We start from the raw sequence: 23,636 nt of genomic DNA, 5'->3' as shown, positions 1-23,636 counted from the left end.
CACCGCGACCCGGTCGCCCAGGGTCATCGCCTCGACCTGGTCGTGGGTGACGTAGACGGTGGTGACGCCCAGGTCGCGCTGGATGCGGGAGATCTCGGCGCGCATCTGCACGCGCAGTTTGGCGTCCAGGTTGGACAGCGGCTCGTCCATGAGGAAGGCCCGGGGGTTGCGCACGATGGCCCGCCCCATGGCCACGCGCTGGCGCTGCCCGCCGGACAGATTGCGCGGCTTGCGGTCGAGGTGGTCGGTGAGGCCGAGGGTGGCGGCCGCCTTGGCGACCCGCTCGGCGATCTCGGCCTTGGGCATGCGCCGCAGCTGCAGCCCGAAGGCGATGTTGTCGCGGACGGTCAGGTGCGGGTACAGGGCGTAGCTCTGGAAGACCATGGCCACGTCGCGGTCGCGGGCGGGCACCCGGTTGACCGTGCGGTCGCCGATGGCGACGGTGCCGCGGCTGATCTCCTCCAGCCCGGCCACCATGCGCAGGGCGGTCGTCTTGCCGCACCCGGAGGGGCCGACGAGGACCAGGAACTCGCCCTCGGCGATGTCCAGGCTCAGGTCGTCGACCGCGCGCGTACCGTCCGGATAGATCTTGTACACGCCTTCCAAGCGGACTCTCGCCACGTTGCGCCTCCACCCGCCCCGATCCGTGCGGCGCGCGCCGCCCACTCCTCAGGGTCGGGCGGGCCCTTCGGGGGTAGGGACACGCTGTGCCGTGGGCCACATCGGCTCACGCCATTGTGGTATCAGGCGAAGTCCCGCCTTAATAGTGATCGGCGGGCCCCTGTTACGAATCTGTTTCCCCCGCCGCAAACCGGATTCCGCGCCCGTGGCCGGTTGCGGCCGCACGGGCGCGGTTCGGTCGCACGTCAGGCGGGTGCGGGCGCTCCGGGGGGGCTCAGCGGCCGCCGGTGAGGGCGCGGCCGATCACCATCCGCTGGATCTGGTTGGTGCCTTCGACGATCTGGAGGACCTTGGCCTCGCGCATGTAGCGCTCGACGGGGAAGTCGCGGGTGTAGCCGTAGCCGCCGTGCACCTGGACGGCGTCGGTGGCGACCTGCATGGCCGTGTCGGTGGCGAAGAGCTTGGCCATGGCGGCCTGCGTCCCGAAGGGGCGGCCGGCGTCGCGGCGGCGGGCGGCCGCCAGGTACAGCTCGCGGGCGGCCTCCACCTTGGTGGCCATGTCGGCGAGCATGAAGGACAGGCCCTGGTGCTCGGCGATGGGGCGGCCGAACTGGTGGCGCTCCTTGGCGTAGTCCGCGGCGGCGTCCAGCGCGGCCTGGGCCACGCCCACCGCGCAGGCGGCGATGCCCAGCCGCCCGGAGTCCAGGGCGGACAGGGCGATGGAGAAGCCGGAGCCCTCCTCCCCCACCAGGGCGTCGGCGCCGACGCGGGCGCCGTCGAAGCGCACGGCGGCGGTGGGCGAGGCGGACATGCCCATCTTGCGCTCGGGGGCGTCGGCGGCCACCCCGCCCGTGGAGGCGGGCACGTGCAGGCAGCTGATGCCGGAGGCGCCGGGGCCGCCGGTGCGGGCGAACAGGGTGTAGAAGTCGGCGCGGCCGCCGTGGGTGATCCAGGACTTGGCGCCGTCGACGGTGTAGCCGGAGCCGTCCCGCCGCGCCCGGGTGGACAGGGCGGCGGCGTCGGAGCCGGAGTGGGACTCGGAGAGGCAGTAGGCGCCGAGGAGGTCGCCTCCGAGCATGTCGGGCAGGAGGCGCTCCTTCTGCCCGGGGGACCCGGAGGAGGCCACCGGGTAGCAGGACAGGGTGTGCACGCTCAGCCCGAGGCCGACGGCGAGCCAGGCGGAGGCCAGCTCCTCGACCACTTGGAGGTAGACCTCGTAGGGCTGGTCGCCGCCGCCGTAGGCGGAGGGGTAGGGCAGACCGAGCAGCCCGGAGCGGCCCAGCAGGGCGAACAGGTCGCGGGGGAACGCGGCGTTCTCCTCCCCCTCGGCCGCACGCGGGGCGACCTCCTTGTCCGCCAGCTCCCGGACGAGCCCGAGGAGGTCCCGTCCCTCGGGGGTGGGCAGCGTGCGCTCAACGGCCATATCGTTCCCTACCAGCTCGCACGGGGACGCCGATTTAATTGGTCGTCCTACTACATGGTGACATGCCGCACTGTAGTCCATACCCGCCCGGACAGGGACGAGCGGGGCACGAGGAGGGCGGCTCCCCGTTCATGCTCTCCCGAGGGGGCCCTTGGGCGCGCGGCGAACGACTTCGCCCTCCCGGGCGGGCGGTCCAACCACGTTCTCGTCGCCCTGTCCGAACGCGCTGAGGCCTCCTGGACCGGTTCATCGTCCTCACAGGAGCCGTCGCCGTCCCGGCTCTTCATCAGGCCGACGGACCTCCCGCCCGCCATTGGACAGATCGGAGAGAGGCACCCCGTTCCCAAGAGTTCGCCGCCCCTCCGCACCACCGACAGGGCGGTTGGGAGTCCGAGGTCTTCGACCGGCCCCGGCCGAGGCCCCGCGCTTCAGTCGGCCAGCAGGCTCTCCAGCCGCTCCGCGGCACCCTCCCAGGTCCATGCGTGTTCGACGCGCTTGCGGCCGGCCTCGCCCATCACCTTGGCCGCCGGCTCGGCGCCCACCACCTGGATGATCCGGCCGGCGACCTCTTCGGCGTCGCCGCCATCGACCACGTAGCCCGTCCTGCCGTGGGCGACGGTCTCCGGGGCGCCCCCGGACGAGCCCGCGAGCACCGGAAGGCCGCTCGCCGCCGCCTCCAGGAAGACGATGCCCAGCCCTTCGGCCTCGAAGCCGAGCCGACGCGTCCGGCACGGCATCGCGAACAGGTCGGCGGCCGCGTAGTAGGGCGGCATGGAGCCGTGCGCCACCGGACCGGCGAACACCACCGCCTCCCCCACTCCGGTCCACTCCGCCAACCGCCGCAGCCGCTCACGGTCCGGCCCGTCCCCGACCACCAGCAGCCGCGCGTGCGGGAAGCGCGCCCGCACCCACGGCATCGACTGGATCAGCGCGTCGACGCCCTTGCGCGGAACCAGCCGGGACGCGCTCAGCACCACCGGCCCCTCCCCCAGGCCGTACCGGTCGCGCACCTGGGACGGGTCGCCCCCGGGGCGGAACAGCCCGGTGTCCACGCCCGGCGCCAGGCGCACCATACGCTCACGCGCGGCGGGCGAGAGTGCGGGCGCGATCGCGTCCCGGGTGTAGCCGCCGATGTAGGTCAGGTGGTCGGCGCCGTCCCCGATGCGCCGCAGCGCCTGGCGGGTCCCCGGCAACCGCGCCCACCACGCCTCGTGCCCATGGGTGAGGCCGACGATGCGCCGCACCCCGCCGTCGCGCCGCAGGCGCCCGGCCATGAGCCCCAGGGGCGCGGCGGCACCGAACACCACCCGCGTGCAGCCGCGCTCGGCCGCCAACGCCGCCGCCCGGCGGGCGACCTTGGGGGTGGGGAGCAGCATGCCGGTGTCCACCCGCACGACCTCGAAGGGCTGGCGGCGGTCGAAGCGCTCGGGGCTCTCGCCCGCCGTTCCGCCGCGCCGCCCTGAGGTCAGGACGGTCACCCCCGCGCCGTCGGGCCCGGCCAGCCGCCGCGCCATCTCGTAGGCGAACACCTCGATCCCGCCCTCGCGGGGCGGGAAGTCGTTGGTGACCATCAGGGTGCGCTCAGGCATCGGCGACGTCGGCTCCTCTCAAGGCCGGGCGCTCCTCAACGCCCCTCACCGCATGATCGGGGACCCTGCCCGCCGCTCCCCCGCGCCACACCGGACGCGGCCCCGGTCGGGCCGTTGGTCCTCCCGCGGCGCCCACCGGCCCACGGACAGAGCGGACGGCATATCTCCGGTCATACCAGACACATCAGCGGCGCCTCGGGCATCCAGCGTCGTGATTCAACCACCAAAATCATGATCGGGTGGCGAATTCACCACCTTCACCCCCACCTCTAGGGGCACCCCGCTCAAGGCCCCTGGCCGGGGGCGGGCACGGACGGAGTACGGGGTCACGGGCGGCGACGGCGTGAGCGGGGCGATTCCCCGGGCCTGCTTGCCGGGCAGCAGGTTCCTCGCGGTACGGGTCGGCGGCGGCTCAGCCGGTACCCCACTGACGGACCCCGGCCCGGCGGCGCATACCGGGCATATGGGGCGCGGCGCGGAGGGGGCGGCGATCCTGCGTCGTGGAATGGGCGCTTGTCGCGTGATCAGGTCGCGAAATCGCCGCGCGGGATGGTCCCAAGCCGCCCGTCGCGTCCGGATCGAGGGTTCCGGCCCGGGTGGGTTCTAGTTTGTGTTGCAAGTGTGCAGGTCCGAGAGGGAGGAGCGGGACGTGCCGGGCAAGCGCCTGACGATCACCGAGCGTGAGGAGATCGCGATCCTGCTGGACAGGGGCCACACCGATGGGCAGATCGGCCGCGCCCTGGGCCGCGACCCCGCCACCGTCCGGCGCGAGCGCACCCGCAACCTCTCACCCTCGCCCCGCGCCCACCGCGCCTTCCCCGCCCACATCCAGGCCATGGCGCGGGCCCGCCGCCCCCGCGCCCGCAAACCCGACCGCAGCCCCGAACTGCGCGAGCACGCGGACGCTGACCTGGGACCGGGGGGTGGAGATGGCCCGCCACCGCGCGTTCACGGCGGCCACCAGAGTGCCGGTGTTCTTCCGCGACCCGCACTCGCCCTGGCAGCGCGGCACCAACGAGAACACCAACCGGCTGGTGCGCGACTACTTCCCCAAGGGCGTCACCGACTTCAACGCCGTGGACGAGGCCGAGCTGGCGCGGGTGCAGGACCTGCTCAACAACCGGCCCCGCACGACCCTGGGCTACCGCACCCCGGCAGAGGCCCTCAACGACTTCCTTGCAACAACCGATTGACATCACCGGTTCCTGCATGGCGCATTCGCCACCCGATCTGCGAAAGCGCGTACTTTCGCCACACAGGATGCCCCCGAGGAGCCCGTCGCGCCCGAAAGGCAGGTTCGGGTTCGCCGATACCGGTCCAGGCGTCCGGCTTGTCGGGCTCTCGGGGGTCGAAGGCCCCTCCCGCGCCCTGTTCGACGCCCGGGACTGCAGTGCGGGCGGCAAGGGTGCGCGGCCATCGCGATTCCAGAACACGTTCTGTCCCCGAAAGGACCCCAAACGGCACACCGGAGCTGTCCACCACCCCTAGTGTCACTCCCCGTAGCCGATATCGGCCCTGCGTGGCCCCCGGGCGCCCGACAGGGGTGCCCGGGTGGCCCCACGTCCTGATCGACGCCCCACCGGGACCGCCCAGACAGGCACGGATCGGGCATTTCATTTCCAGAACCTGTTCTGGAATCGTCGACTTCGCACGCCCGGAGCCCTCGCGGGTGTCACTGAGCGCGCTTCCCGGCCCCCTCACCCCTTAACGGGGAGTATTCGGCCAGGTCACAGCCCTGCCGGGTTCGGAGTGGGCCCGGCCGGGACGGGTCCGGGTGTCGGAGAGCGCGAACCCCGACCCGCGCGTCTCACCATGCGGGACGTTCTCCGTGGAGGGGTGCACGTTGGTTGAGATCGGCCCCCGACCGCGGCCATCGGGTGTATCTCGGCGAACCGGAACCCGCCTTTCAGGCAGCACGAACCCGCTCGGGGCACCCTGCGTAGCGAAAAGAGCGGCCCGGCCGGGGATCACCCCACCGACGAGTAGGCCACCACTCCGCGCTTGACCAGGTCGACGGCCCGTCGCGCCGTGCGCCGGACGCCGCTCTCCTCCGGGGCGGCCGCGGCGATCTGGCCCAGCAGGTCGATCAGCTGCTTGGCCGTCCGCACGAAGTCGCCCGCGGGCATGTCCGCCTCCCCGAGGATCCGGTCCAGCCGGTCCCCGCGCGCCCAGCGGTGGGCCACCCACACGAAGCCCATGTCAGGCCGCCGCAGGAACGACACACGGTGCTCGCGCTCAGTGTCGTGCAGCTCCCCCCAGAGCCGCTCCATCTCCTCCAGCGCCTCCCCCACCGGGCCGTCCGGCACGCGGGGGAACGGATCGTCGTTGCGCCGCGACTCGTAGACCAGGGACGCCACGCATGCCGCCAGCTCCTGCGGGTCGAGCCCGTTCCACACGCCGCGCCGCAGGCACTCGGCCACCAGCAGGTCCAGCTCCGAGTACAGCCGCGCCAGCACGCGCCCGTCGTCGGTCACCTCGTCCCCGGTCTCCGGGGCCAGGTAGCCCAGCGACTGCAGCACTCCGCACACCCGGTCGAAGGTGCGCGCGATGACGTGCGACCGCCCCTCGACCCGGCGCCGCAGCCCGTCGGTCTCCTTCTGCAGCCGGAAGTAACGCTCGGCCCAGCGCGCGTGGTCCTCCCGGTCGGCGCACCCGTGGCAGGGGTGCTGCCGCATCTCGGCGCGCAGCCCCGCGATCTCCGGGTCCTCCTCCTTAGGGCCGCGCACCGGCGCGGCCGCCCGGGTGTCGATGGACCCGTCGTCGAGCTTGTTGCGCAGCGTCGCCGCCAGGTCCGCCCGCGACTTGGGCGAGCGCCCCGAGAAGGACTTGGGCACCCGAACCCGCCCGACCGCCTCCACCGGCACCGGGAAGTCGGCCGCGTTGACCCGCCGCACCTGCTTGTCGACGGTGAGCACCAGCGGCGCGGGAACGTCACCGCGCAGCCCCGGCTCGAGCACGACCACGAAGCCGCGGCTGCGCCCGGCCGGAACCTTGATCACGTCGCCCGGGCGCAGCCGCCCCAGCGCGTCCACCGCCTCGTCCCGCCGCCGCGCGTTGCGGCTGCGCGACCCCTCGGCCTCCACGTCGCTGAGCCGCCGCCGCAGCGCCGCGTACTCCATGAAGTCGCCCAGGTGGCACTCGGCCGCCTCGGCGTACCCGGCCAGCGCCTCCTCCTGCTTGCGCAGCCGCTTGACCAGCCCGACCACCGCCCGGTCGGCCTGGAACTGGGCGAAGGAGGCCTCCAGCATGTTCCGGCTGCGCTCCCGGCCCACCTGGCCCACCAGGTTGACCGCCATGTTGTAGGACGGCTGGAAGCTGGAGTCCAGCGGGTAGGTGCGGGTGCTGGCCAGCCCCGCGACCGACTCGGGGTCGGTCCCGGCCTGCCACACCACCACCGCGTGGCCCTCGACGTCGATGCCGCGCCGCCCCGCCCGCCCGGTGAGCTGGGTGTACTCGCCCGGCGTCAGCGGCGCGTGGGTCTCGCCGTTCCACTTGTCCAGCTTCTCCATCACCACCGTGCGGGCGGGCATGTTGATGCCCAGCGCCAGCGTCTCGGTGGCGAACACCGCGCGGATCAGGCCGCGGGAGAACAGGGACTCCACCACCTCCTTGAAGGTGGGCAGCATCCCGGCGTGGTGGGCGGCCACGCCGCACTCCAGGGCGCGCAGCCAGTCGTGGTAGCCCAGCACCGCCAGGTCCGCCGGGGGGATGTCGGCGCACTGCCGCTCCGCGTAGGCGCGGATCTCGGCCGCCTCGTCATCGGTGGTCAGCACCAGCCCGGAGCCGACGATCTCGCGCACCGCCGCGTCGCACCCGGCGCGGCTGAAGATGAAGGTGATCGCCGGGAGCAGCCCGTCGCGGTCGAGCTCGTCGATGATCTGGACCCGGCTCGGCGGGGCGTGCTTGGCGCGGGGGCGGGGGCCGCTCTTGGCCCGGCTCTGCGGGTGGCGCCGCCGGTGCGCCAGCTGGGTGATGCGGTCGTCCTCCACCGCGAAGCGGATCAGGCGCGGGTTGATCCGCATCTTCTCACCGTTGACCTCCACGTGCACGGCCGGGTCCGTGCCGCCGCCGCGCCCGCCGCGCCCGTCCCGGTCGCGCTTGCGGGTGCGCCTGCGGCCGGAGCCGCCGCCCTCGTCGGCCTCGTCCCCGCCGGAGGCGTCCTCGGCCGGCACGAACAGGTCGTGCAGCCTGCGGCCGACCATGACGTGCTGCCACAGCGGCACCGGGCGCTTCTCGTCCACGATGACCGTGGTGTCGCCGCGCACCTGCTGCAGCCACTCGCCGAACTCCTCGGCGTTGCTGACGGTGGCCGACAGCGCCACCATCCGCACCGACTCGGGGAGGTGGATGATCACCTCTTCCCACACCGCGCCGCGGAAGCGGTCGGCCAGGTAGTGCACCTCGTCCATGACCACGAACGCCAGCCCGGACAGGGTGTGCGACCCGGCGTAGAGCATGTTCCGCAGCACCTCGGTGGTCATGACCACGATCGGCGCCTCGCCGTTGACACTGTTGTCCCCGGTCAGCAGCCCGACCCGGTCGGCCCCGTAGCGGGCCACCAGGTCGTTGTACTTCTGGTTGGACAGCGCCTTGATCGGCGTGGTGTAGAAGCACTTGGACCCGTCGCGCAGCGCCGTGTGCACGGCGTACTCGCCGACGATGGTCTTGCCCGACCCGGTCGGGGCGGCGACCAGCACTCCATGGCCCTGTTCGAGCGCTCGGCACGCCCGCACCTGGAAGGGATCGAACTCGAAGCCGTAGAGCCCTTGGAAGTCCTCGATGTCGGGACTGGTCTGGGCCTGTCGGCGGCGGAACGCGGCGTACTGCTCGGCGTGCGTACTCATCGCTCCCAGCCTATGGCGTTCCGGACACAGGCGGCGACGACCGGACACACGGAGGCCCAGATCCCCGGTGATCACGGGAAAAACGGCGCTACAAGCGCGGTTCCAGCGTCGTTCGTCCCGAGATCAACTACGGAAGGGGACGGGGCGACACGCAGAGACGCCGCGCCGCCCGCGCGGCGGTCACTGCAGGAGCCGCACCGCGCCCGGCACCGCCTCGCACACCAGCGGCAGGGCGCCCACGCGCTCGCCGTCGGCGTACCCGGGCACCGGACGCCCGTCGGCGGCCGGCTCGGCCTCGACCACCACCCGGCGCCCGGTGAGCACCTCGACCTCGTCCAGCTCCACGTGGGACCCGGTCAGCGCCCGCGGGAAGAAGCGCAGGAAGTCGGCGACCCCGACCGCGTGCACGAACACCGCCTCCAGCAGCCCGTCGTCGGAGCGGGCGCCCGGGCACACCCGGACCCCGCCCCCGTAGCTGCGGGTGTTGCCCACCGCCGCCAGCATGCCCTCGGCCTCCACCACGTGCCCGTCGACCTCCAGCCGGAACGGCACCGGGCGGAACGAGCGCAGTTCGGCGGCGATGCCCGCCAGGTAGCTGGCCGACCCCAGGGAGAGGCGGAAGCCGTTGACGCGCTCGTTGACGCGGGCATCGAACCCGCAGGCCAGCACGCTCAGGTAGTGGAAGCCGGGGCCGCGCTCTCCCCCTGCGCAGGACACCGCGTCCACCTCCACCGCGTACCCGCGCAGGGCGCGCCGGGCCGCCTCGGCCGGGGACGGGCCGATGCCGAACTCGCGGGCGATGTCGTTGCCGGTCCCGGCGGGCAGCACGCCCAGCGGCACCCCGGTGCCCACCACCCCCTGCAGGGCGGTGTTGACCAGCCCGTCCCCGCCGACCGCGACCAGCGCGTCGGGCCCCTTCTCCGCGGCTTCCCGGGCCAGGCGGGCGCTGTCGGCGGCCGAGCGCCCGACGAGCACGGTGGTGTGCGCACCGGCGGAGCGGAGCTCGGCCAGCAGGCGGCGGGCGGCGACGGCGGCGCGGCCGCCGCGGGAGGAGGGGTTGACGAGGACGGCGATGCTGCGCGGCATGGGGGGCTTTCCTGTCAGGCCGGATCCGGGGGTGCACCCGGGCGAGCCCGGGTGCAGTGAGGATACCGACCGGTAGCCTCCGGCCGCGCGCCGGTCAGGGCGCGGAAGGGGCCGGGCCCGCCTTCAGCGCCGTGCCGACCGTGCCGCGCCTCTCCCGGACGCCCCTCCCGAGGGCGCGCCTCAGTCCCGGTCCTCGTCCTCGGTGCGCTTGTTCAGCGGGGACGGCACCGCGTGCACCTCGACCTCGCCGCGCTGGATACGGCGCTCCTCCTCGGTCAGGTACTCCTCGGGGATGTCGAACTCCCCGTCCTTCGCGCCGAGCACGAAGGCCTCCCACTCCTGCGGGGTGAAGAACAGGATCCCCTTCTCGGGGTTCTTGCCGTCGCGCACGGCCCGGAAGCCGTCGTCGAACTTGGCGACCTCCACGATCGCCTCGGAGTCCTCCCGCGACAGCGACGAGCGGTACCAGACCGCGTCGGTCGTGTCGTGCCACTTCTCGTTGCCCATGGCCTCGGGCGGGAGCTCGCGCTTCTTCTCTTCGCTCATGGACGCGTCCTTTCCGGGGAGGGGGAAGCCCGCCCCGGGTCCGGCTCCGGGGCGCACAGGGCGTACGGGGCGACCTTAGCGCCTCGCGTCGTCCTCGGCGGCGTCCTCGGCGTCATCCAGCGGGGAGAGCTCGTCGTCGGCGAGCCCGTCGGCACCGGCCGCCCCCCGGCGCCGGTCGTGCAGGAAGCAGAACAGCTCGGCGATCTCGAAGAGCACGATCAGCGGCACCGCGAGCGCCAGCATGGAGATCGGCTCGGCCGGGGTGACCATCGCCGACAGCACGAAGATCCCGAAGACGATCAGGCGGCGCCACTTGGCGAGCCCGGCGTGCGTGACCACCCCGAGCAGGTTCAGCAGGATCACCAGCAGCGGCGTGACGAACGCGAACCCGAACACCAGGATCATCAGGATCATGTAGTTCAGGTAGTTGGTGATGGTGATCATCGCCACCATGTCCTCGGTGGCGAAGCCGAACAGCACCTCCAGGGCCAGCCCGGTGATGTAGTAGGCCAGCCCGGACCCGGTGAGGAAGAGCGGGACCGCCGCGGCGACGAAGTAGTAGGTGTAGCGCTTCTCCCTGCCGCGCAGCGCCGGGGCCACGAACGCCCAGAGCTGGTAGAGCCAGAACGGGCTGGCGATCAGCAGCCCGACGACGATGGCCACCTTGAAGCGGAGGAAGAAGGGGTCGAAGATCCCGGTGAAGATGAGGTCGCAGCCCTCGCCGCCGTCGCGGACCTCCTGCGGCAGGCGGCAGTAGGGGGCCTGCAGGGCGTCCCACACCGGGCCGAAGACGACGAACCCGGCGGCCACGCCCACGGCGATGAACAGCGCCGCCTTGACGACCCGGCTGCGCAGCTCGCGCAGGTGGTCCATCAGCGGCATGCGCCCTTCCGGGTCCTTGGGGGGCCTAGGCCGCTGTCGCCGGTACTGCATCGCCCGCAAACGCTCCTCGAAGCGGGCCGCTCGGGCCCGCGATCCTGTCCGTCCCTAACCGCGGGCGCAGCGCCCGCCCCGCACCGGTCAGTCCTCGTACCGCCGGACCGGCTCGCCCTTCTCGTTGACGATCCGCTGGCCCGCGGGCAGCTCGGGGTACTGGCGCTCCTGCTGGGCCTGCGCGCCCTGCGCCTCCTGGGCGGGCTGCGCGCCCGGGGCCTGCCCGTCCTCGGCGGCCTCCCGGCCCTCCTTGCGCTCGCCGTTCTCCTCGTCGACCAGGCCCTTGGCCTCGGTCTTCAGGATCCGGGCGCTCTTGCCGAGCGAACGCGCGAGCGTGGGCAGCTTGGACGCGCCGAACAGCAGGAGTGCGATCAGCAGCAGGATCAGCAGCGTCCGAAAGTCCATACCCATGACTTCAACCTCTTTCCCAGGCGCTACCTGCACCTTTGATCGTACGCGCTCCCCGGCGGCGCCCGATTCGGGGGCTCATTCGGCCCCCTGGCCGGCGCCGCGGGTCCGCGCACGGTAGGCGCGGTAGTGCGGTTCGAGCTCGCCCCGGGTCCGCGCGACCTGCGCGCGCAGGCGGCGGAGCTCGGCCAGCATGCGGGCGGTCAGCACCGCCACGAGGAGCAGGCCGACGAGAGTCACAGCGGCGAGGCCGACGATCGCGAGCACGCCCTCCACAATACTCGGTCGAACATGAAACCCGCCCGGCCCACAAGTGTCGCGCACCGGACGAATGCATCACGATCCGGCCGAACCCCGTCCGGACCCGGGCGGGACCCCCGAGTCGGACCCGGTTCCGGACACGGTCGGCCCCCCGGCGCCGTCGGCCGGGTCCCCGCCCCCGCCGGGGCGCGCCTCACCCCGCGGGCCGCTCCCCGTACCCCTGCAGGGCGCGGACCGCGTCCTCACGCACCCGCTCGGCCAGTTCGGCCGGGGCCACCACGTGGGCCTGCGGTCCCAGGCGCAGCGCGAGCCGTCGCACCCACCGCGGCGCCGGGGTGCGCAGGGTGGCCCGCAGGCGGCCGCCGCCGAGCTCCTCCAGGCCGCAGCACACGTACTCCTCGGCCACCCAGCGGGCCCCGGGCTCCAGGTCCAGGGTGACCCGCGCGTCGTCCTCGGAGAGCTGCAGGACCCCGCCGCTGAGGTCCCGGCGCCGGGCCGACTCGGGCACCCGTGCCGCCTCGGGCAGCACGGTCAGGTCCAGGACCCGGTCCATCCGGAACAGCCGCACGCCCCCGCGCAGGCGGCACCACCCCTCCAGGAAGGCGTGCCCGTCCTGGACGACCAGGCCCATCGGCTCCACATCGCGCTCGGTGACCTCGTCCTCGTAGCCGGACAGGTAGCGCAGGTGCAGCCGCTGCCCGGCACGCAGCGCCTCCCCGCAGCGGCGCTGCTTCTCCCGCTCGTCCTCGTCCAGGTCCACCCGGACCGCGACCGAGTCGGCGAACTCCTCGGCCGCCGTTCCCGCAGCGGCCCGCAGCTTCTCCCCGACCCGCTTGAGGGCGTCGCCCCCGGCCGCGCCGGGCAGCTCGCCCAGCAGTTCCAGGCCGACGATCAGGCTGGCCGCCTCGTCGGCGGTGAGCCGCAGCGGGGCCGCCAGCGCCTCGGCGTTGCCGATGATGATCTCGCCGGTCTCCTCGGCCGCCTCCAGGTCGACCTCGATCAGGTCGCCGGGGGTGTACCCGGGCAGGCCGCACATCCACAGCAGCGCCAGGTCCTTGAGGACCTGCCGCTCGGACAGCCCGAAGGAGGCGGCCACGTCGGGCACCCGCACGTCGTGGCTCAACGCGTAGGGCACCAGCATCAGCAGGCGGCGCAGCTGCTCGGCCGAGGCGCTGACCCGCCGGTCGCCCGCTCCGTCCCCGAGCAGCGGGCCGTCGCCGCCCTCCTCCGGGGGGCGCTCGGCGACGGCGCGCAGGTGCTCCACGACGGCGGCGCGCGCCTCGGCGGGCTCGGCGACCACGACCCGGTCGCCGAACCGCGCCACCGCGCCCGCCAGGTCGCGCAGGTCGGCGTAGGGCAGCTCCAGGCGGTCCCAGCGCCGCGCGGGGCGGCCGTCGCGGCCCTCCTCCACGCGCGCCCCGGCCTCGGTGCGCCGGGCGGCCCGGCGCAGCTCGTGCCCGGCGCCCTCGGCCACCAGCAGGCGGGCGGTGTACTCGGGCTCGGAGCGGTGCGCGCGCACCACCGACCGCACGTCCACCCCTTCGGGGACGCGCACCGGCGGGCCCGAGGAGAGCACCTCCACCTCGCCCGCCACGCGCCCCAGGCGGAACACGCGCCGCTCGCCGCGGTCGCGGTCGCGCCCGGCCACGTACCAGCGCCCGCGCACGTTGACCACGCCCCACGGCTCCAGCACCCTGCGCTCGGCGGCGGGCGCGCCCGGCTTGCGGTAGTCGAAGACCACCGGGCGGCGGTCGCGCACCGCCTGCCACATGGGCAGGAACGCGGGCTCGTCGGTGGCGAGCACGGGGGTGAGGGCGGGCGCGGCGTCGGAGTCGGTCGGCACCCCGGCGGCGCGCAGCTTCATCATCGCCCCGGCGGCGGCGTCGCCCAGCGCGGCGTGCCGCCAGGCGCGGGCGGCCAGGCCGAGCACGGCGGCCTCGTCGGGGAGCAGCTCGATCTCGGGGAGGGTGTAGGCCGCGCGCGAGATGCGGTAGCCCTCCTCGCCGCTCCACAAGTCGTCGCCGCCGGTCTCGACGGGGATGCCGCTCTGGCGCAGCTCCTTCTTGTCCCGCTCGAACATGCGCTTGAACGCGCCGTCGGTGTCGGCCTCCTCGTATCCGGCCACGGTCGCACGGATCTCCCGGGCCGTGAGGTACCGCCGGGTCGACAGCAGGCAGATCACCAGGTTGAGCTGGCGCTCCGTCTTCTTTCTGGACATCGGCGGATCCGTTCCTCCCCGCATCGCCGCGCGCCGCCGAGGCGGCCTTCAGCCCCGAAGGTACCGTCATTTCCGTGATCCGATGGCGTGAAGGACGGGTACTGGGGACGGGCCGGGAGTGGCCCGGCGCGGTCGAGCTGGAGGTCCGGGTGGGCCCCGGGCTGGGGGACGGGGCCGGGGACTCCCCCGCGGGCGCCTCGGCGGGCCCCGTCGCGGACGGCGGCTCGGGCCCCGTCGCGGACGGCGGAGCCGCGGGCACCTGCCGCGCGCTCGCCTACACCGACCTGGTGGGCACCCCGGAGGAGGGCGACCGCGTCCTGCTCAACACCACCGCCCTGGACCTGGGGCTGGGCACCGGCGGGTACGCCATGGTGGTGGCGCTGCCGGACCGGCTGCCGCCGGACGCCCCCGCCCCCGGCCACCTGGTCAAGGCCCGCTACACCCCCGTGCAGACCGCCGTCCTGGGCGCCGACGGGCAGGACGCCCCCACCCATGAGCTGCTGCGCGACGCCGAGAGCGTGGACGGCATGCCGGTGGTCACCGCCGACCTGCACTCGGCGCTGCCGGCCGTGCTGGCCGGGGCGCACCGGGAGCGGCCGGGGCTGCGCGCGGTGTACGTGATGCTCGACGGCGGGGCGCTCCCGGCGGCGTTCTCCCGGAGCGTGGCGGCCCTGCGGGAGGCGGGGCTGCTGACGGCCTCGGTGACCACCGGGCAGGCCTTCGGCGGCGACCTGGAGGCGGTGACGGTGCACAGCGGGCTGCTGGCCGCCCGGCACGTGCTCGGGGCCGACCTGGCGGTGGTCGCGCAGGGGCCGGGGAACCTGGGCACGGGCACGCCGTGGGGGTTCTCGGGGGTGGCCGCGGGCGAGGCGGTCAACGCCGCCTCGGTGCTGGGCGGGCGCCCGGTCGCCGCGCTGCGGGTGAGCGAGGCCGACGCGCGCGAGCGCCACCGGGGGGTGTCGCACCACAGCCTGACCGCCTACGGGAAGGTGGCCGCGGCGCGGGCCGACGTGCCGGTGCCGGTGCTGCCGGGAGCCTTCGGCGAGCGCGTGGCGGCGGAGGCCGCGCCGCTGGGCGGGCGGCACCGCCTGGTGGAGGTGCCGGTGGACGGCCTGGAGGAGGCGCTGCGGGACCTGCCGCTGCGCCTGTCGACCATGGGCCGGACGCTGGAGGAGGACCGGGCCTGCTTCCTGGCGTCGGCCGCCGCGGGCCGCCACGCGGCCCGGCTGCTCGACGCCCTCCCCCACCGTTGAGAGACGCCCCTGGATCCGCGGGGGTTTCCCTCCTGCCGAGTGCGAGTTGTCCAGGTGTGCTGACCGCCGGCAGCAGACCGTGCCCCGACCGGGGGTTCTGAGGCCGCGGCACCGCCGCGCGGTGGAGAACATGCGGGGCCGGGGCGAGTCCCCGGCCGCGCCTGTAGCGCCGCTTCTCCCGGGAGCGACGCGGGGCGGACACGGCGAAGGCGCGGGGCGGCCCTCGGCCGCCCCGCGCCCCGTGTCCTCACCTCAGGAGCCGGAAGGCTCCCGGAGCGGTGCCGCTACTTCTCCTCGCCCTCGGAGCCGTCCTCGGACTTCTCCTCGTCGCCGGACTTCTCCTCGTCGCCGGACTCCTCCGGCGGGGGCGGCGGGTCGACGGCGCCCAGGATGTCGATGACGAAGACCAGCGTCCCGGCGGGCTGCCCGTTGTCGGCGGCCTCCTTGCCGTAGGCCTGGTCCTCGGGGATCGTCAGCAGCACCCGGCTGCCGACCTTCTCGCCCTTGAGGCCCTCGTCCCAGCCCTCGATGACCTGGCCCTGGCCCAGCGGGAAGGTGAACGGCGCGCCGCCCTTGCTCCAGGTGGAGTCGAAGACCTTGCCGTCCTCCCAGCGCACGCCGGTGTACTGGACGACGAGCTCCTGCTCGTCCTTCACCTCGGGGCCCTCGCCCTCGACGAGGTTCACCTTCTCCAGCTCCTCGGGCGGATCCTCCTCGGGGATGGAGATCTCCGGCTCGGCGGCGCCGTTGTCGGGGGCGGTGGGCAGGCCGTCGCCGCCGTCGGTGGTCTGCTCGCCGGGCACGGTGTCGCCCTTGCCGAAGCGGTCGCGCACCTCCAGCACCGAGACCGAGTCGCCCTCGGGGATCTCCGAGGGGTCCATGCCCTGCGCCTGGGCCTGCTCCGGGTCGGCCGCGGGGAAGACGAACACCACCTGCGCGCCGACGTTCTGGTTGACGATGTCCTTGTTGAACTCCTCGCCCAGCTGCTCCATGGACAGCAGGAACGGGGTGCCGGTCTCGTAGGTGGAGTTGGTCTTCTCCGCCTTGCCCTTGCCCTCCCACTGGTAGTCGACGATGTCGACCAGCAGCAGGTCGTCGGCGCGGACGATCTCCCCCTGCTCCTCACCGGGCCGCACCACGCCGGAGATCTGCTCACCGGGCGGGGCGATGTCGGGGAACTCGACCTTGGGCTCCTCCCCGGGCTTCCCGCTCACCTCCGGCAGCCGGTCGTCCACGTCGTCCCCGGTCTGAAGGAAGGCCGGCGTCTTCCAATCCTCGGGAATCGTGCCGCAGGCGGACACCGCCAGCAGCACGGCAGAGAACGGTACCGCGAGGGCGGCGGCACGTCGTCGCATAGGGCACAACCTCAAAATCGGCTCGGGTCCCCGACACACTATCGGAAAGGCGATCCTTCCGTATCCGGGTAAGAACCGGTTAAGGGCCCTATGGCACGGGGGGTTTCGGCCGCTCTGCGTCCGAATCGCGGCGGCGCAGGACACCGGCCGCCGGGGACGCGCCCCGGCGGCCTCCCGCGGATCGCACCGCGGATCACATCCCGGAGATCAGCTTCTCCACCCGCTCGTCGACCGCCTTGAACGGGTCCTTGCACAGCACGGTCCGCTGCGCCTGGTCGTTCAGCTTCAGGTGCACCCAGTCGACGGTGAAGTCGCGCCGCTTCTCCTGCGCCTTGCGGATGAACTCCCCGCGCAGCCGCGCCCGGGTGGTCTGCGGCGGCACCGACTTGGCCTCGAAGGTGCTGAGGTCGTTGACGACCCGGTCCATCTGGCCCTTGCGCTGGAGCATGTAGAACAGCCCGCGGTCGCGGTGGATGTCGTGGTAGGTCAGGTCGAGCTGGGCGATGCGCGGCGAGGACAGCGAGAGCCCGTGCTTGGAGCGGTAGCGCTCCAGCAGCTTGTACTTGGCGACCCAGTCGATCTCCCGCTCGACCAGCGAGAGGTTCTGCGTCTCGACCGCCTCCAGGGTGCGCGCCCACAGCTCCAGCACCCGCTTGCCGGTGGCGTCGGTGCCGTTCCGGTCGACGTAGGCCTGCACCTTCTCCAGGTACTCGTGCTGGATCTCCAGCGCGCTGGCCTCCCTGCCGTTGGCCAGCCGCACCTTGCGGCGCCCGGTCATGTCGTGGCTGACCTCGCGGATGGCCCGGATGGGGTTCTCCAGGGTGAAGTCGCGCATCACCACGCCGGTCTCGATCATCCGCAGCACCAGGTCGGTGGAGGCCAGCTTGAGCAGGGTGGTCACCTCGCTCATGTTGGAGTCCCCGACGATCACGTGCAGGCGGCGGAAGCGCTCGGCGTCGGCGTGCGGCTCGTCGCGGGTGTTGATGATGGGCCGCGAGCGAGTGGTGGCCGAGGAGACGCCCTCCCAGATGTGCTCGGCCCGCTGGCTGACGCAGTACAGCGCGCCGCGCGGGGTCTGCAGCACCTTGCCCGCCCCGCAGATGATCTGGCGGGTCACCAGGAACGGGATGAGCACGTCGGCCAGGCGCCCGAACTCCCCGTGCCGCCCCACCAGGTAGTTCTCGTGGCAGCCGTAGGAGTTGCCGGCCGAGTCGGTGTTGTTCTTGAACAGGTAGATCTCGCCGGCGATGCCCTCCTCGTGCAGGCGCTGCTCGGCGTCGACCTGCAGCCCTTCCAGGATCCGCTCTCCGGCCTTGTCGTGGGCGACCAGGTCGGCCAGGTCGTCGCACTCGGGGGTGGCGTACTCGGGGTGGCTGCCCACGTCGAGGTACAGGCGGGCGCCGTTGCGCAGGAAGACGTTGCTGCTGCGCCCCCATGACACGACGCGGCGGAACAGGTAGCGCGCCACCTCGTCCGGCGACAGCCTGCGCTGCCCCCGGAACGTGCAGGTGACGCCGTACTCGTTCTCAAGTCCGAAAATGCGGCGTTCCACGCGGCCTCACCCGTTTCCCGTCCCGTGGCAGCCGCGGATGCCCGTCGCGGCCGGTCCGCACCGGCCGGAGCCCCGCCGCGCTGCCGACGACTCCACTGTTGTTATCGGCTCCCTCCGGCCGGGGGAAACCGGCCGCGCCCCATCGGATGCTCCGCGGGGCGCGGCCGGGCCGATCGGAAGCGTCCCTGATCAGGCGGAGGGCTCCTGGTCGCCGGACCCCCCGTCGGAGTCCCCGTCGGAGTCCCCGCCGCCGGCGGCGGACGGGGCGCCCCTCCCCTGCTCGATGAGGCGGGTCAGCCGGCCGCCCTGGATGCGGCGGAACTTGCGGTGCTCGCGCGCCCGCTCCAGCACCGCCACCTCCAGGTTGGCCGCGTCCAGCTCCCGGCGCTCGCCGTTCTCGTGGGCCAAGGCGTGCATGGCCGCCGAGAGCGCCTCGCTCAGCGGGGCGTCCCGGTCGAACCGCTCCTTGAGCGCGGCGGTCACCGCGTCCGCGGAGCCGCCCATGGCCAGCAGCCCCTTCTCGTCGACGACCGAGCCGTCGAAGGTGATCCGGTAGATCTGGTCGGTGTCGGCGTCGTCGCCGACCTCGGCCACGACGATCTCCACCTCCCAGGGCTTGTTGGACTCGCTGAACACCGTGCCCAGGGTCTGGGCGTAGGCGTTGGCCAGCATCCGGCCGGTGACGTCGCGCCGGTCGTAGGCGTAGCCGTGGGAGTCGGCGTAGCGCACGCCGCCCAGGCGCAGGTTCTCGAACTCGTTGTACCGGCCGACGGCGGCGAAGGCCACCCGGTCGTACAGCTCGCTGATCTTGTGCAGCGTGCGGGACATGTTGTCCGCCACGAACAGGATCCCGCCGTCGTACTGCAGGACGACGGCGCTGCGGCCGCGCGCGATGCCCTTGCGCGCGTAGTCCGCCTTGTCCTTCATGCTCTGTTCGGGCGAGACGTAGAACGGCATCGACACCGCTGATCGTTCCTTTGCTCTCTGTGGTCCGTGCGGGGCTCGTCGGCGCGGGCCGGGTCAGTCGATCGGCGCCGTCGGCCCGTCGGGCCGCTCGGAGCGCTCGGTCACCACGGCCTCGGCGACCGCCGCCACCTCATCGGCGGGCAGCCGCCGGTAGCCGTCCTCGGTGACCACGTCGACCAGCGGATAGATCTTGCGGTGGACGTCGGGCCCGCCGGTGGCCGAGTCGTCGTCGGCGGCGTCGTAGAGCGCCTGCACGGCCGCGGTGACGGCCTGCCGCTCGTCGAGCCCGTCGGTGAACAGCTTCTTCAGCGACCCGCGGGCGTAGACCGAGCCCGATCCGATCGAGTGGAAGCGGTGCTCCTCGTAGCGCCCCCCGACCGGGTCGTAGCTGAAGATGCGCCCGGCCTCGCGGGCCTCGTCGTAGCCGACGAGCAGCGGGACCACGACGAAGCCCTGCATGGCCAGGCCGAGGTTGCCGCGCAGCATGTTCGCCAGGCGGTTCGCCTTGCCCTCCAGGGACAGCGGCCGCCCTTCGCGCTTCTCGTAGTGCTCCAGCTCGACCTGGTAGAGCCGGGCCAGCTCGATGCCGATGCCGGCGGCCCCCGCGATCGCCACCGCGGAGAACTCGTCGGCGCGGAACAGCTTCTCCATGTCCCGGTTGGCGATGGTGGTGCCCGAGGTGGCCCTGCGGTCCCCGGCGAGCACGACGCCGCCGGGGAAGGTGAGCGCCACGATCGTGGTGGCCTCGGGGGTGAGGGGCCGTCCGTCCGTCCCGTGCGGCAGGTCCTGCCACCGGGGAAGCAGGTCGGGGTGGACCGCGCTGAGGAACTCGGAGAACGACGCCGGCCCCGGGTTCATGTACGCGGCGGGCAGCCGTCCGCCCTCGAACGCTTGAGACACGCGACTCCCTTCGGGTGGCGCCCCGCCCGCCCCGCGGTGGGATGCGGGGCGGACGGGGCGCGGGCGACAATCGACGTTTACCGCCGACCCTACTGACAGCGGAGGGAAGGGGTGTAGCCACCGGCCCGGAGTCTGCTGTGGGCGAACCGGCCCGGGGCGGTGTCCGGGACCGGAATCCGGGCGGGAGGCCTCCGGGCGGCCCGGCCCGGGGGCTACTGGCCGCCCTTCTGGACGAACTGGCGGACGAAGTCCTCGGCGTTGGACTCCAGGACCTCGTCGATCTCGTCCAGGATGTCGTCGACGTCCTCGTCCAGCTTCTCGTCGCGCTCCTGCGCCTCGGCGCCGGCCTCGACCTCTTCGACGTCCTCGTCGCGCCGGGTCGTGTGCTTCTGCCCGCCGGTGTCCTTGGTCGCCATCCCACAACCTCCTCGATCGGGGCCCGTTGCCCTTATCTTGGCCCAGCGGAGCCCGGCTCAACCTTGATCGCCGGTCCCGTTGTCCGCACGTTACCGAGTTCGCGGCGTTTTGTCCGTACACCCGTCCGAACGTCGGCGTGGCGGAAGGTGTTCCCCGCCGCCCCCGGTGCGAACCGGACCGCCCCGGCCGAGGCGCCGGTCAGGCGCCGGTCAGGGGAGCACGGCGGCGGTGGCCCGCGGCGCCACCGCCTGGGCCCGGGCGACCAGCTCCCGCTCGTCGAGGACCGGGTGGACGCCGCCGTCCAGCACGACCCGGCCGTCGGCCACCACGGTCTCCACCACCCGCTGGCTGCCCGTGGTGAGCAGGACCGCGCCCGGGTCGGCCACGGGCACGCAGCCGACGTCGGCGTCGAAGCGCAGCACCAGCAGGTCGGCCGGGCCGCCCTCGGCGAGCCCCCCGGGCGCCCCCTCCAGCCCCAGGACGCGGCAGGCGCCGTCGGCGGCCATGTCCATCATCCGGGCGAAGTCCAGCAGGTCGGCGCGGCGGTGCGCGACGCGCTGCAGGTAGGAGCCGATGCGCAGAGCCTCCAGGGCGTCCTGGCGGTCGTTGCTGGCCGCGCCGTCCACACCGATGCCGACCGGCACCCCGGCCTCCAGCAGCTCGGGCACCGGGGCCACGCCGCTGCCCAGGCGCATGTTGCTCAGCGGGTTGTAGGAGACGGCGGCCCCGGCCCCGGCCAGCGCCTCGCGGCCCGCCCCGTCGAGCCGGACGCAGTGGACCGCGAGCAGCCGCTCCCACAGCAGCCCCGACTCCTGGAGCAGCCGCACCGCTCCGCGCCCGGTGTGCTCCAGGCACATCTCCTCGTCGGTCGCGGTCTCCAGCAAATGGATGCTGACCGGAAGGCGGTGCTCGTCGGCGAAGGCGCGCACCCGTGCCATGCCCGCGGGGGTGAGGCAGCGCGGGTTGGGCACGGCCAGCCCGACGCGCAGCGGCCCCCCGCGGGTGCGGTCGGCCAGCTCCAGGACGTGGTCCAGGACCTCCTCCACCGGTCGGATCAGCCGCGGGTCCATGCCCCACCTGCGGCTCGGGTCGGCGCGGTCGGCGATCCCCACGCACACCACCCCGCGCACCCCGGCGTCCTCCAGGGCCAGCACCACGGCCTCGTGCACGGCGCGCGAGGGGTGCGGCCACATGTGCTCGACGACGGTGGTGGTGCCGGTGCGCAGCGCCTCCAGGGCCGCACAGGCGGCGGCGGTGTAGGCCTGTTCGGCGGTGAGGGCGGCGGTGGCCTCCCCCACCTCGCCCAGCCAGCTCAGCAGCGGGCGCCCCTCGGCCGTGCCGCGCAGCAGCGCCTGGTTCAGGTGGGTGTGGGTGTTGACGATGCCCGGGACCACGTGGGCGCCGCGGCCGTGGAGCGTCCGTCGGGCGGAGGCGGGTTCGGCGCCGTGGGGGGCGATGCGGGTGATGCGGCCGCCGTCGACGGCGACGTCGACGCGCTCGCGCCAGCGGCCGCCCGTCCACACGGTCACGTCGCTCACCAGCAGGTCGCAGGGGGTGGAGGCGGCGGTGGTCATCGCTCCTGCCCTCCTTCCTCGCCGGAGGGGCCGCTCCGGCTCTCGGGGGTCTCGGGGGTCGCGGGGGCGTCGGACGGGGTGTCCGCGGTGTCGGCGGCGTCGTCGGCGCCGGCGGTCCCGGGCGTGTCGCGCGGCACGCCGAACAGCAGCAGGTTGAGCAGGAAGGCGGTGATCGCCCCGGCCGCGATGCCGCTCTCCATGACGGTGCGCAGGGCGTCGGGGAAGGCGCCGTAGAGGCCGGGCGCGCCCAGCGGGAGCAGCGCGACCCCGAAGGAGACCGCGATGATCAGCAGGGTGCGCTGGTCGGACAGGTCGGCGTCGCGCAGGATGCGGATGCCCACCGAGCCGACCATGGCGAACATGACCATCCCGACGCCGCCGAGCACGGGGCCGGGCAGGGCCGCCACCAGGGCGCCGAGCACGGGCATCAGCCCCAGGACCGCCATGAGCAGCCCGCTGAAGGCCACCACCCACCGGCTGTAGACCTTGGTCAGGTTGACCATCCCGACGTTGGCGCTGTGCGTGACCATGGTGAAGCTGTTGAACACGCCGGAGAAGAGGGTGGCCAGGCCGTCGGCGCGCAGCGCCCGGGCGATGCCGTCGGGGCCGACGCGGCGGCCGACCACGCTGCCCACGGCCAGGGTGTCGCCGGTCGTCTCGACCATGTTCACAAGCTGGACGATGACGAAGGGGACGACGGCGGCCAGGGCGAACTCGGGCGGGCCGAAGGCGAAGGGCACGACGGGTCCGAAGGTGTCGGCCGCCCCGACCCCGGACAGGTCGACCAGGCCGAGCGGGAAGGCGGCGGCGGTGCCCGCGGCCAGGGCCACCAGCACGGCCAGGCGGCCGACGGAGGGCGGGGCGAAGCGCTCCACGAGCACGACGCACACCACCGTCGCCAGCGCGAGCAGGGCGGGCGCGAGCGGCACCGTCTCGGCGTCCCCGGCGATCATCTTTCCCGCCGAGGGGACCAGGGACAGCCCGATGATGCCGATGACGGTGCCGGTCACCACGGGCGGGAAGAACCGCAGCAGGCGGCCGAAGCAGGGGGCCGCCAGAAAGGTGAGGGCCCCGGCGGCCATGGTGGCGCCGAAGACGGCGGCCGGCCCCGCCCACTGGCCGACGAGGATCGCCGGGCCGATCCCGGTGAAGGTCGAGCCCATCACCACCGGGAGCCGGACGCCCACGTTCAGCACCCCGGCCGACTGCAGGACGGTGGCCAGGCCGCTGACGAAGAGGTTGGCGGAGATGAGCGCGGCGATCCGGTCGGGGCTCAGGCCGATGCCGGTTCCGATGAGCAGGGGCACGGTCAGTAGGCCGGAGTAGGCGACCAGGACGTGCTGGACCCCGAGGGGGACCAGGGCGCGCAGGCGCGGGACGGCGTCGACGGCGTCGCGCTCGGGGGCGGGGCCGCGGCGGCGCCTCACGGCCGTCTCCGGGGGCGGTGGACGGCGGGGGCCGGGGACATGGTGTCTCCCTTCCTCTCCCGCGGCGGCGGGAGGAATCCGTTGCATCCGGAGGCTGTACTACACATTGCATGTAACATGCATGGGGAACAACCCCTGGACCCCGGATTTCCTCGGAGGGGGAGCACGACCGCGGGGACCACGGCGGCAGGGGCGGCCGGGCCGGGGGCCAAACCCCCCCCCGGCCCGGCCGCCCCCCACGCCACGGACGTCCAACAGCACCA

Annotated in this window: 18 protein-coding genes and 2 pseudogenes; 3 read left to right on the top strand and 17 right to left on the bottom strand. The window is 73.7% G+C overall.

The window, feature by feature from the left end:
* From O4U47_RS28290 to O4U47_RS28280, 3 genes are all read right to left on the bottom strand, one after another.
* The coding region (locus O4U47_RS28290; RefSeq protein WP_270681032.1) for an ABC transporter ATP-binding protein at positions 1 to 621 on the bottom strand (621 nt) is incomplete at its 3' end.
* Between the two features lie 274 nt (positions 622 to 895).
* Positions 896 to 2,044, bottom strand: coding sequence for an acyl-CoA dehydrogenase family protein (locus tag O4U47_RS28285; protein WP_270681031.1), 1,149 nt, complete (start codon positions 2,042 to 2,044; stop codon positions 896 to 898).
* Between the two features lie 428 nt (positions 2,045 to 2,472).
* Complete coding sequence (locus tag O4U47_RS28280; RefSeq protein WP_270681030.1) at positions 2,473 to 3,633, bottom strand: glycosyltransferase family 4 protein; 1,161 nt, start codon at positions 3,631 to 3,633, stop codon at positions 2,473 to 2,475.
* 610 nt (positions 3,634 to 4,243) lie between these two features.
* Between O4U47_RS28280 and O4U47_RS31355 the strand changes: the two are divergent.
* Both O4U47_RS31355 and O4U47_RS28275 read left to right on the top strand, forming a co-directional pair.
* Positions 4,244 to 4,405: pseudogene (locus O4U47_RS31355) on the top strand (helix-turn-helix domain-containing protein); the annotation flags it as partial.
* Positions 4,406 to 4,532: 127 nt separating this feature from the next.
* Positions 4,533 to 4,826, top strand: a pseudogene (locus tag O4U47_RS28275) (IS30 family transposase); the annotation flags it as partial.
* A 774-nt stretch (positions 4,827 to 5,600) separates the two neighbouring features.
* On the opposite strand, the gene O4U47_RS28270 reads toward O4U47_RS28275, so the two are convergent.
* The 7 genes from O4U47_RS28270 to O4U47_RS28240 all read right to left on the bottom strand — a co-directional run bounded on the left by O4U47_RS28270 (position 5,601) and on the right by O4U47_RS28240 (position 13,929).
* Positions 5,601 to 8,477, bottom strand: a complete 2,877-nt coding sequence (locus tag O4U47_RS28270) for a DEAD/DEAH box helicase (protein WP_270681029.1) — start codon at positions 8,475 to 8,477, stop codon at positions 5,601 to 5,603.
* 180 nt (positions 8,478 to 8,657) lie between these two features.
* Positions 8,658 to 9,563 carry a diacylglycerol/lipid kinase family protein gene (locus tag O4U47_RS28265; RefSeq protein ID WP_270681028.1) on the bottom strand — a complete coding sequence of 302 codons (906 nt, stop codon included), beginning with the start codon at positions 9,561 to 9,563 and terminating at the stop codon, positions 8,658 to 8,660.
* Positions 9,564 to 9,743: 180 nt separating this feature from the next.
* Positions 9,744 to 10,109, bottom strand: a complete 366-nt coding sequence (locus tag O4U47_RS28260; RefSeq protein ID WP_270681027.1) for a DUF397 domain-containing protein — start codon at positions 10,107 to 10,109, stop codon at positions 9,744 to 9,746.
* 75 nt (positions 10,110 to 10,184) lie between these two features.
* The gene (tatC, locus tag O4U47_RS28255) at positions 10,185 to 10,991 is read right to left on the bottom strand and encodes a twin-arginine translocase subunit TatC (RefSeq protein ID WP_270681026.1); all 807 of its coding nucleotides are present in this window, start codon (positions 10,989 to 10,991) and stop codon (positions 10,185 to 10,187) included.
* 138 nt (positions 10,992 to 11,129) lie between these two features.
* Positions 11,130 to 11,447: a twin-arginine translocase TatA/TatE family subunit gene (locus O4U47_RS28250; protein ID WP_270681035.1), complete on the bottom strand. Its 318-nt coding sequence runs from the start codon at positions 11,445 to 11,447 to the stop codon at positions 11,130 to 11,132.
* 81 nt (positions 11,448 to 11,528) lie between these two features.
* Positions 11,529 to 11,717 carry a hypothetical protein gene (locus tag O4U47_RS28245; RefSeq protein ID WP_270681025.1) on the bottom strand — a complete coding sequence of 63 codons (189 nt, stop codon included), beginning with the start codon at positions 11,715 to 11,717 and terminating at the stop codon, positions 11,529 to 11,531.
* A 187-nt stretch (positions 11,718 to 11,904) separates the two neighbouring features.
* Positions 11,905 to 13,929 carry a helix-turn-helix transcriptional regulator gene (locus tag O4U47_RS28240; protein ID WP_270681024.1) on the bottom strand — a complete coding sequence of 675 codons (2,025 nt, stop codon included), beginning with the start codon at positions 13,927 to 13,929 and terminating at the stop codon, positions 11,905 to 11,907.
* A 74-nt stretch (positions 13,930 to 14,003) separates the two neighbouring features.
* On the opposite strand from O4U47_RS28240, the gene O4U47_RS28235 reads away from it, so the two are divergent.
* The gene (locus O4U47_RS28235) at positions 14,004 to 15,182 is read left to right on the top strand and encodes a DUF3866 family protein (protein ID WP_270681023.1); all 1,179 of its coding nucleotides are present in this window, start codon (positions 14,004 to 14,006) and stop codon (positions 15,180 to 15,182) included.
* Between the two features lie 284 nt (positions 15,183 to 15,466).
* Here the strand turns inward: O4U47_RS28235 and O4U47_RS28230 are convergent, their stop codons facing one another.
* The 7 genes from O4U47_RS28230 to O4U47_RS28200 all read right to left on the bottom strand — a co-directional run bounded on the left by O4U47_RS28230 (position 15,467) and on the right by O4U47_RS28200 (position 23,373).
* Positions 15,467 to 16,537, bottom strand: coding sequence for an FKBP-type peptidyl-prolyl cis-trans isomerase (locus tag O4U47_RS28230; RefSeq protein WP_408639041.1), 1,071 nt, complete (start codon positions 16,535 to 16,537; stop codon positions 15,467 to 15,469).
* A gap of 193 nt (positions 16,538 to 16,730) precedes the next feature.
* Complete coding sequence (gene pafA / locus O4U47_RS28225) at positions 16,731 to 18,089, bottom strand: Pup--protein ligase (protein WP_270681022.1); 1,359 nt, start codon at positions 18,087 to 18,089, stop codon at positions 16,731 to 16,733.
* Between the two features lie 189 nt (positions 18,090 to 18,278).
* Positions 18,279 to 19,046: a proteasome subunit alpha gene (gene prcA, locus O4U47_RS28220; protein WP_270681033.1), complete on the bottom strand. Its 768-nt coding sequence runs from the start codon at positions 19,044 to 19,046 to the stop codon at positions 18,279 to 18,281.
* A 63-nt stretch (positions 19,047 to 19,109) separates the two neighbouring features.
* A complete protein-coding gene (gene prcB, locus O4U47_RS28215; protein WP_270681021.1) occupies positions 19,110 to 19,955 on the bottom strand; it encodes a proteasome subunit beta in 846 nt (281 codons plus the stop codon).
* Between the two features lie 212 nt (positions 19,956 to 20,167).
* A complete protein-coding gene (locus O4U47_RS28210; RefSeq protein ID WP_270681020.1) occupies positions 20,168 to 20,371 on the bottom strand; it encodes a ubiquitin-like protein Pup in 204 nt (67 codons plus the stop codon).
* Positions 20,372 to 20,581: 210 nt separating this feature from the next.
* Positions 20,582 to 21,946 (bottom strand): amidohydrolase family protein, encoded by a 1,365-nt coding sequence (locus O4U47_RS28205; RefSeq protein ID WP_270681019.1) that lies wholly within the window; start codon positions 21,944 to 21,946, stop codon positions 20,582 to 20,584.
* On the bottom strand, positions 21,943 to 23,373 hold the full coding sequence (locus tag O4U47_RS28200) for a nucleobase:cation symporter-2 family protein (protein WP_270681018.1): 1,431 nt from the start codon (positions 23,371 to 23,373) through the stop codon (positions 21,943 to 21,945). Before O4U47_RS28200 ends, O4U47_RS28205 begins: the two co-directional genes overlap by 4 nt.
* Positions 23,374 to 23,636: the final 263 nt, after the last annotated feature.

Source organism: Nocardiopsis suaedae, assembly GCF_027706745.1.
GTDB lineage: Bacteria > Actinomycetota > Actinomycetes > Streptosporangiales > Streptosporangiaceae > Nocardiopsis_A > Nocardiopsis_A suaedae.
This window is presented reverse-complemented; position numbering and strand designations above follow the sequence as displayed.

Excerpts from the sequence above, each read along its gene's own strand:
- O4U47_RS28285 (WP_270681031.1), bottom strand. The coding sequence starts at position 2,044 with ATGGCCGTTGAGCGCACGCTGCCCACCCCCGAGGGACGGGACCTCCTC.
- O4U47_RS28280 (WP_270681030.1), bottom strand. The coding sequence starts at position 3,633 with ATGCCTGAGCGCACCCTGATGGTCACCAACGACTTCCCGCCCCGCGAG.
- O4U47_RS28270 (WP_270681029.1), bottom strand. The coding sequence starts at position 8,477 with ATGAGTACGCACGCCGAGCAGTACGCCGCGTTCCGCCGCCGACAGGCC.
- O4U47_RS28265 (WP_270681028.1), bottom strand. The coding sequence starts at position 9,563 with ATGCCGCGCAGCATCGCCGTCCTCGTCAACCCCTCCTCCCGCGGCGGC.
- O4U47_RS28260 (WP_270681027.1), bottom strand. The coding sequence starts at position 10,109 with ATGAGCGAAGAGAAGAAGCGCGAGCTCCCGCCCGAGGCCATGGGCAAC.
- tatC (WP_270681026.1), bottom strand. The coding sequence starts at position 10,991 with ATGCCGCTGATGGACCACCTGCGCGAGCTGCGCAGCCGGGTCGTCAAG.
- O4U47_RS28250 (WP_270681035.1), bottom strand. The coding sequence starts at position 11,447 with ATGGACTTTCGGACGCTGCTGATCCTGCTGCTGATCGCACTCCTGCTG.
- O4U47_RS28240 (WP_270681024.1), bottom strand. The coding sequence starts at position 13,929 with ATGTCCAGAAAGAAGACGGAGCGCCAGCTCAACCTGGTGATCTGCCTG.
- O4U47_RS28230 (WP_408639041.1), bottom strand. The coding sequence starts at position 16,537 with ATGCGACGACGTGCCGCCGCCCTCGCGGTACCGTTCTCTGCCGTGCTG.
- prcA (WP_270681033.1), bottom strand. The coding sequence starts at position 19,046 with ATGCCGTTCTACGTCTCGCCCGAACAGAGCATGAAGGACAAGGCGGAC.
- O4U47_RS28210 (WP_270681020.1), bottom strand. The coding sequence starts at position 20,371 with ATGGCGACCAAGGACACCGGCGGGCAGAAGCACACGACCCGGCGCGAC.
- O4U47_RS28205 (WP_270681019.1), bottom strand. The coding sequence starts at position 21,946 with ATGACCACCGCCGCCTCCACCCCCTGCGACCTGCTGGTGAGCGACGTG.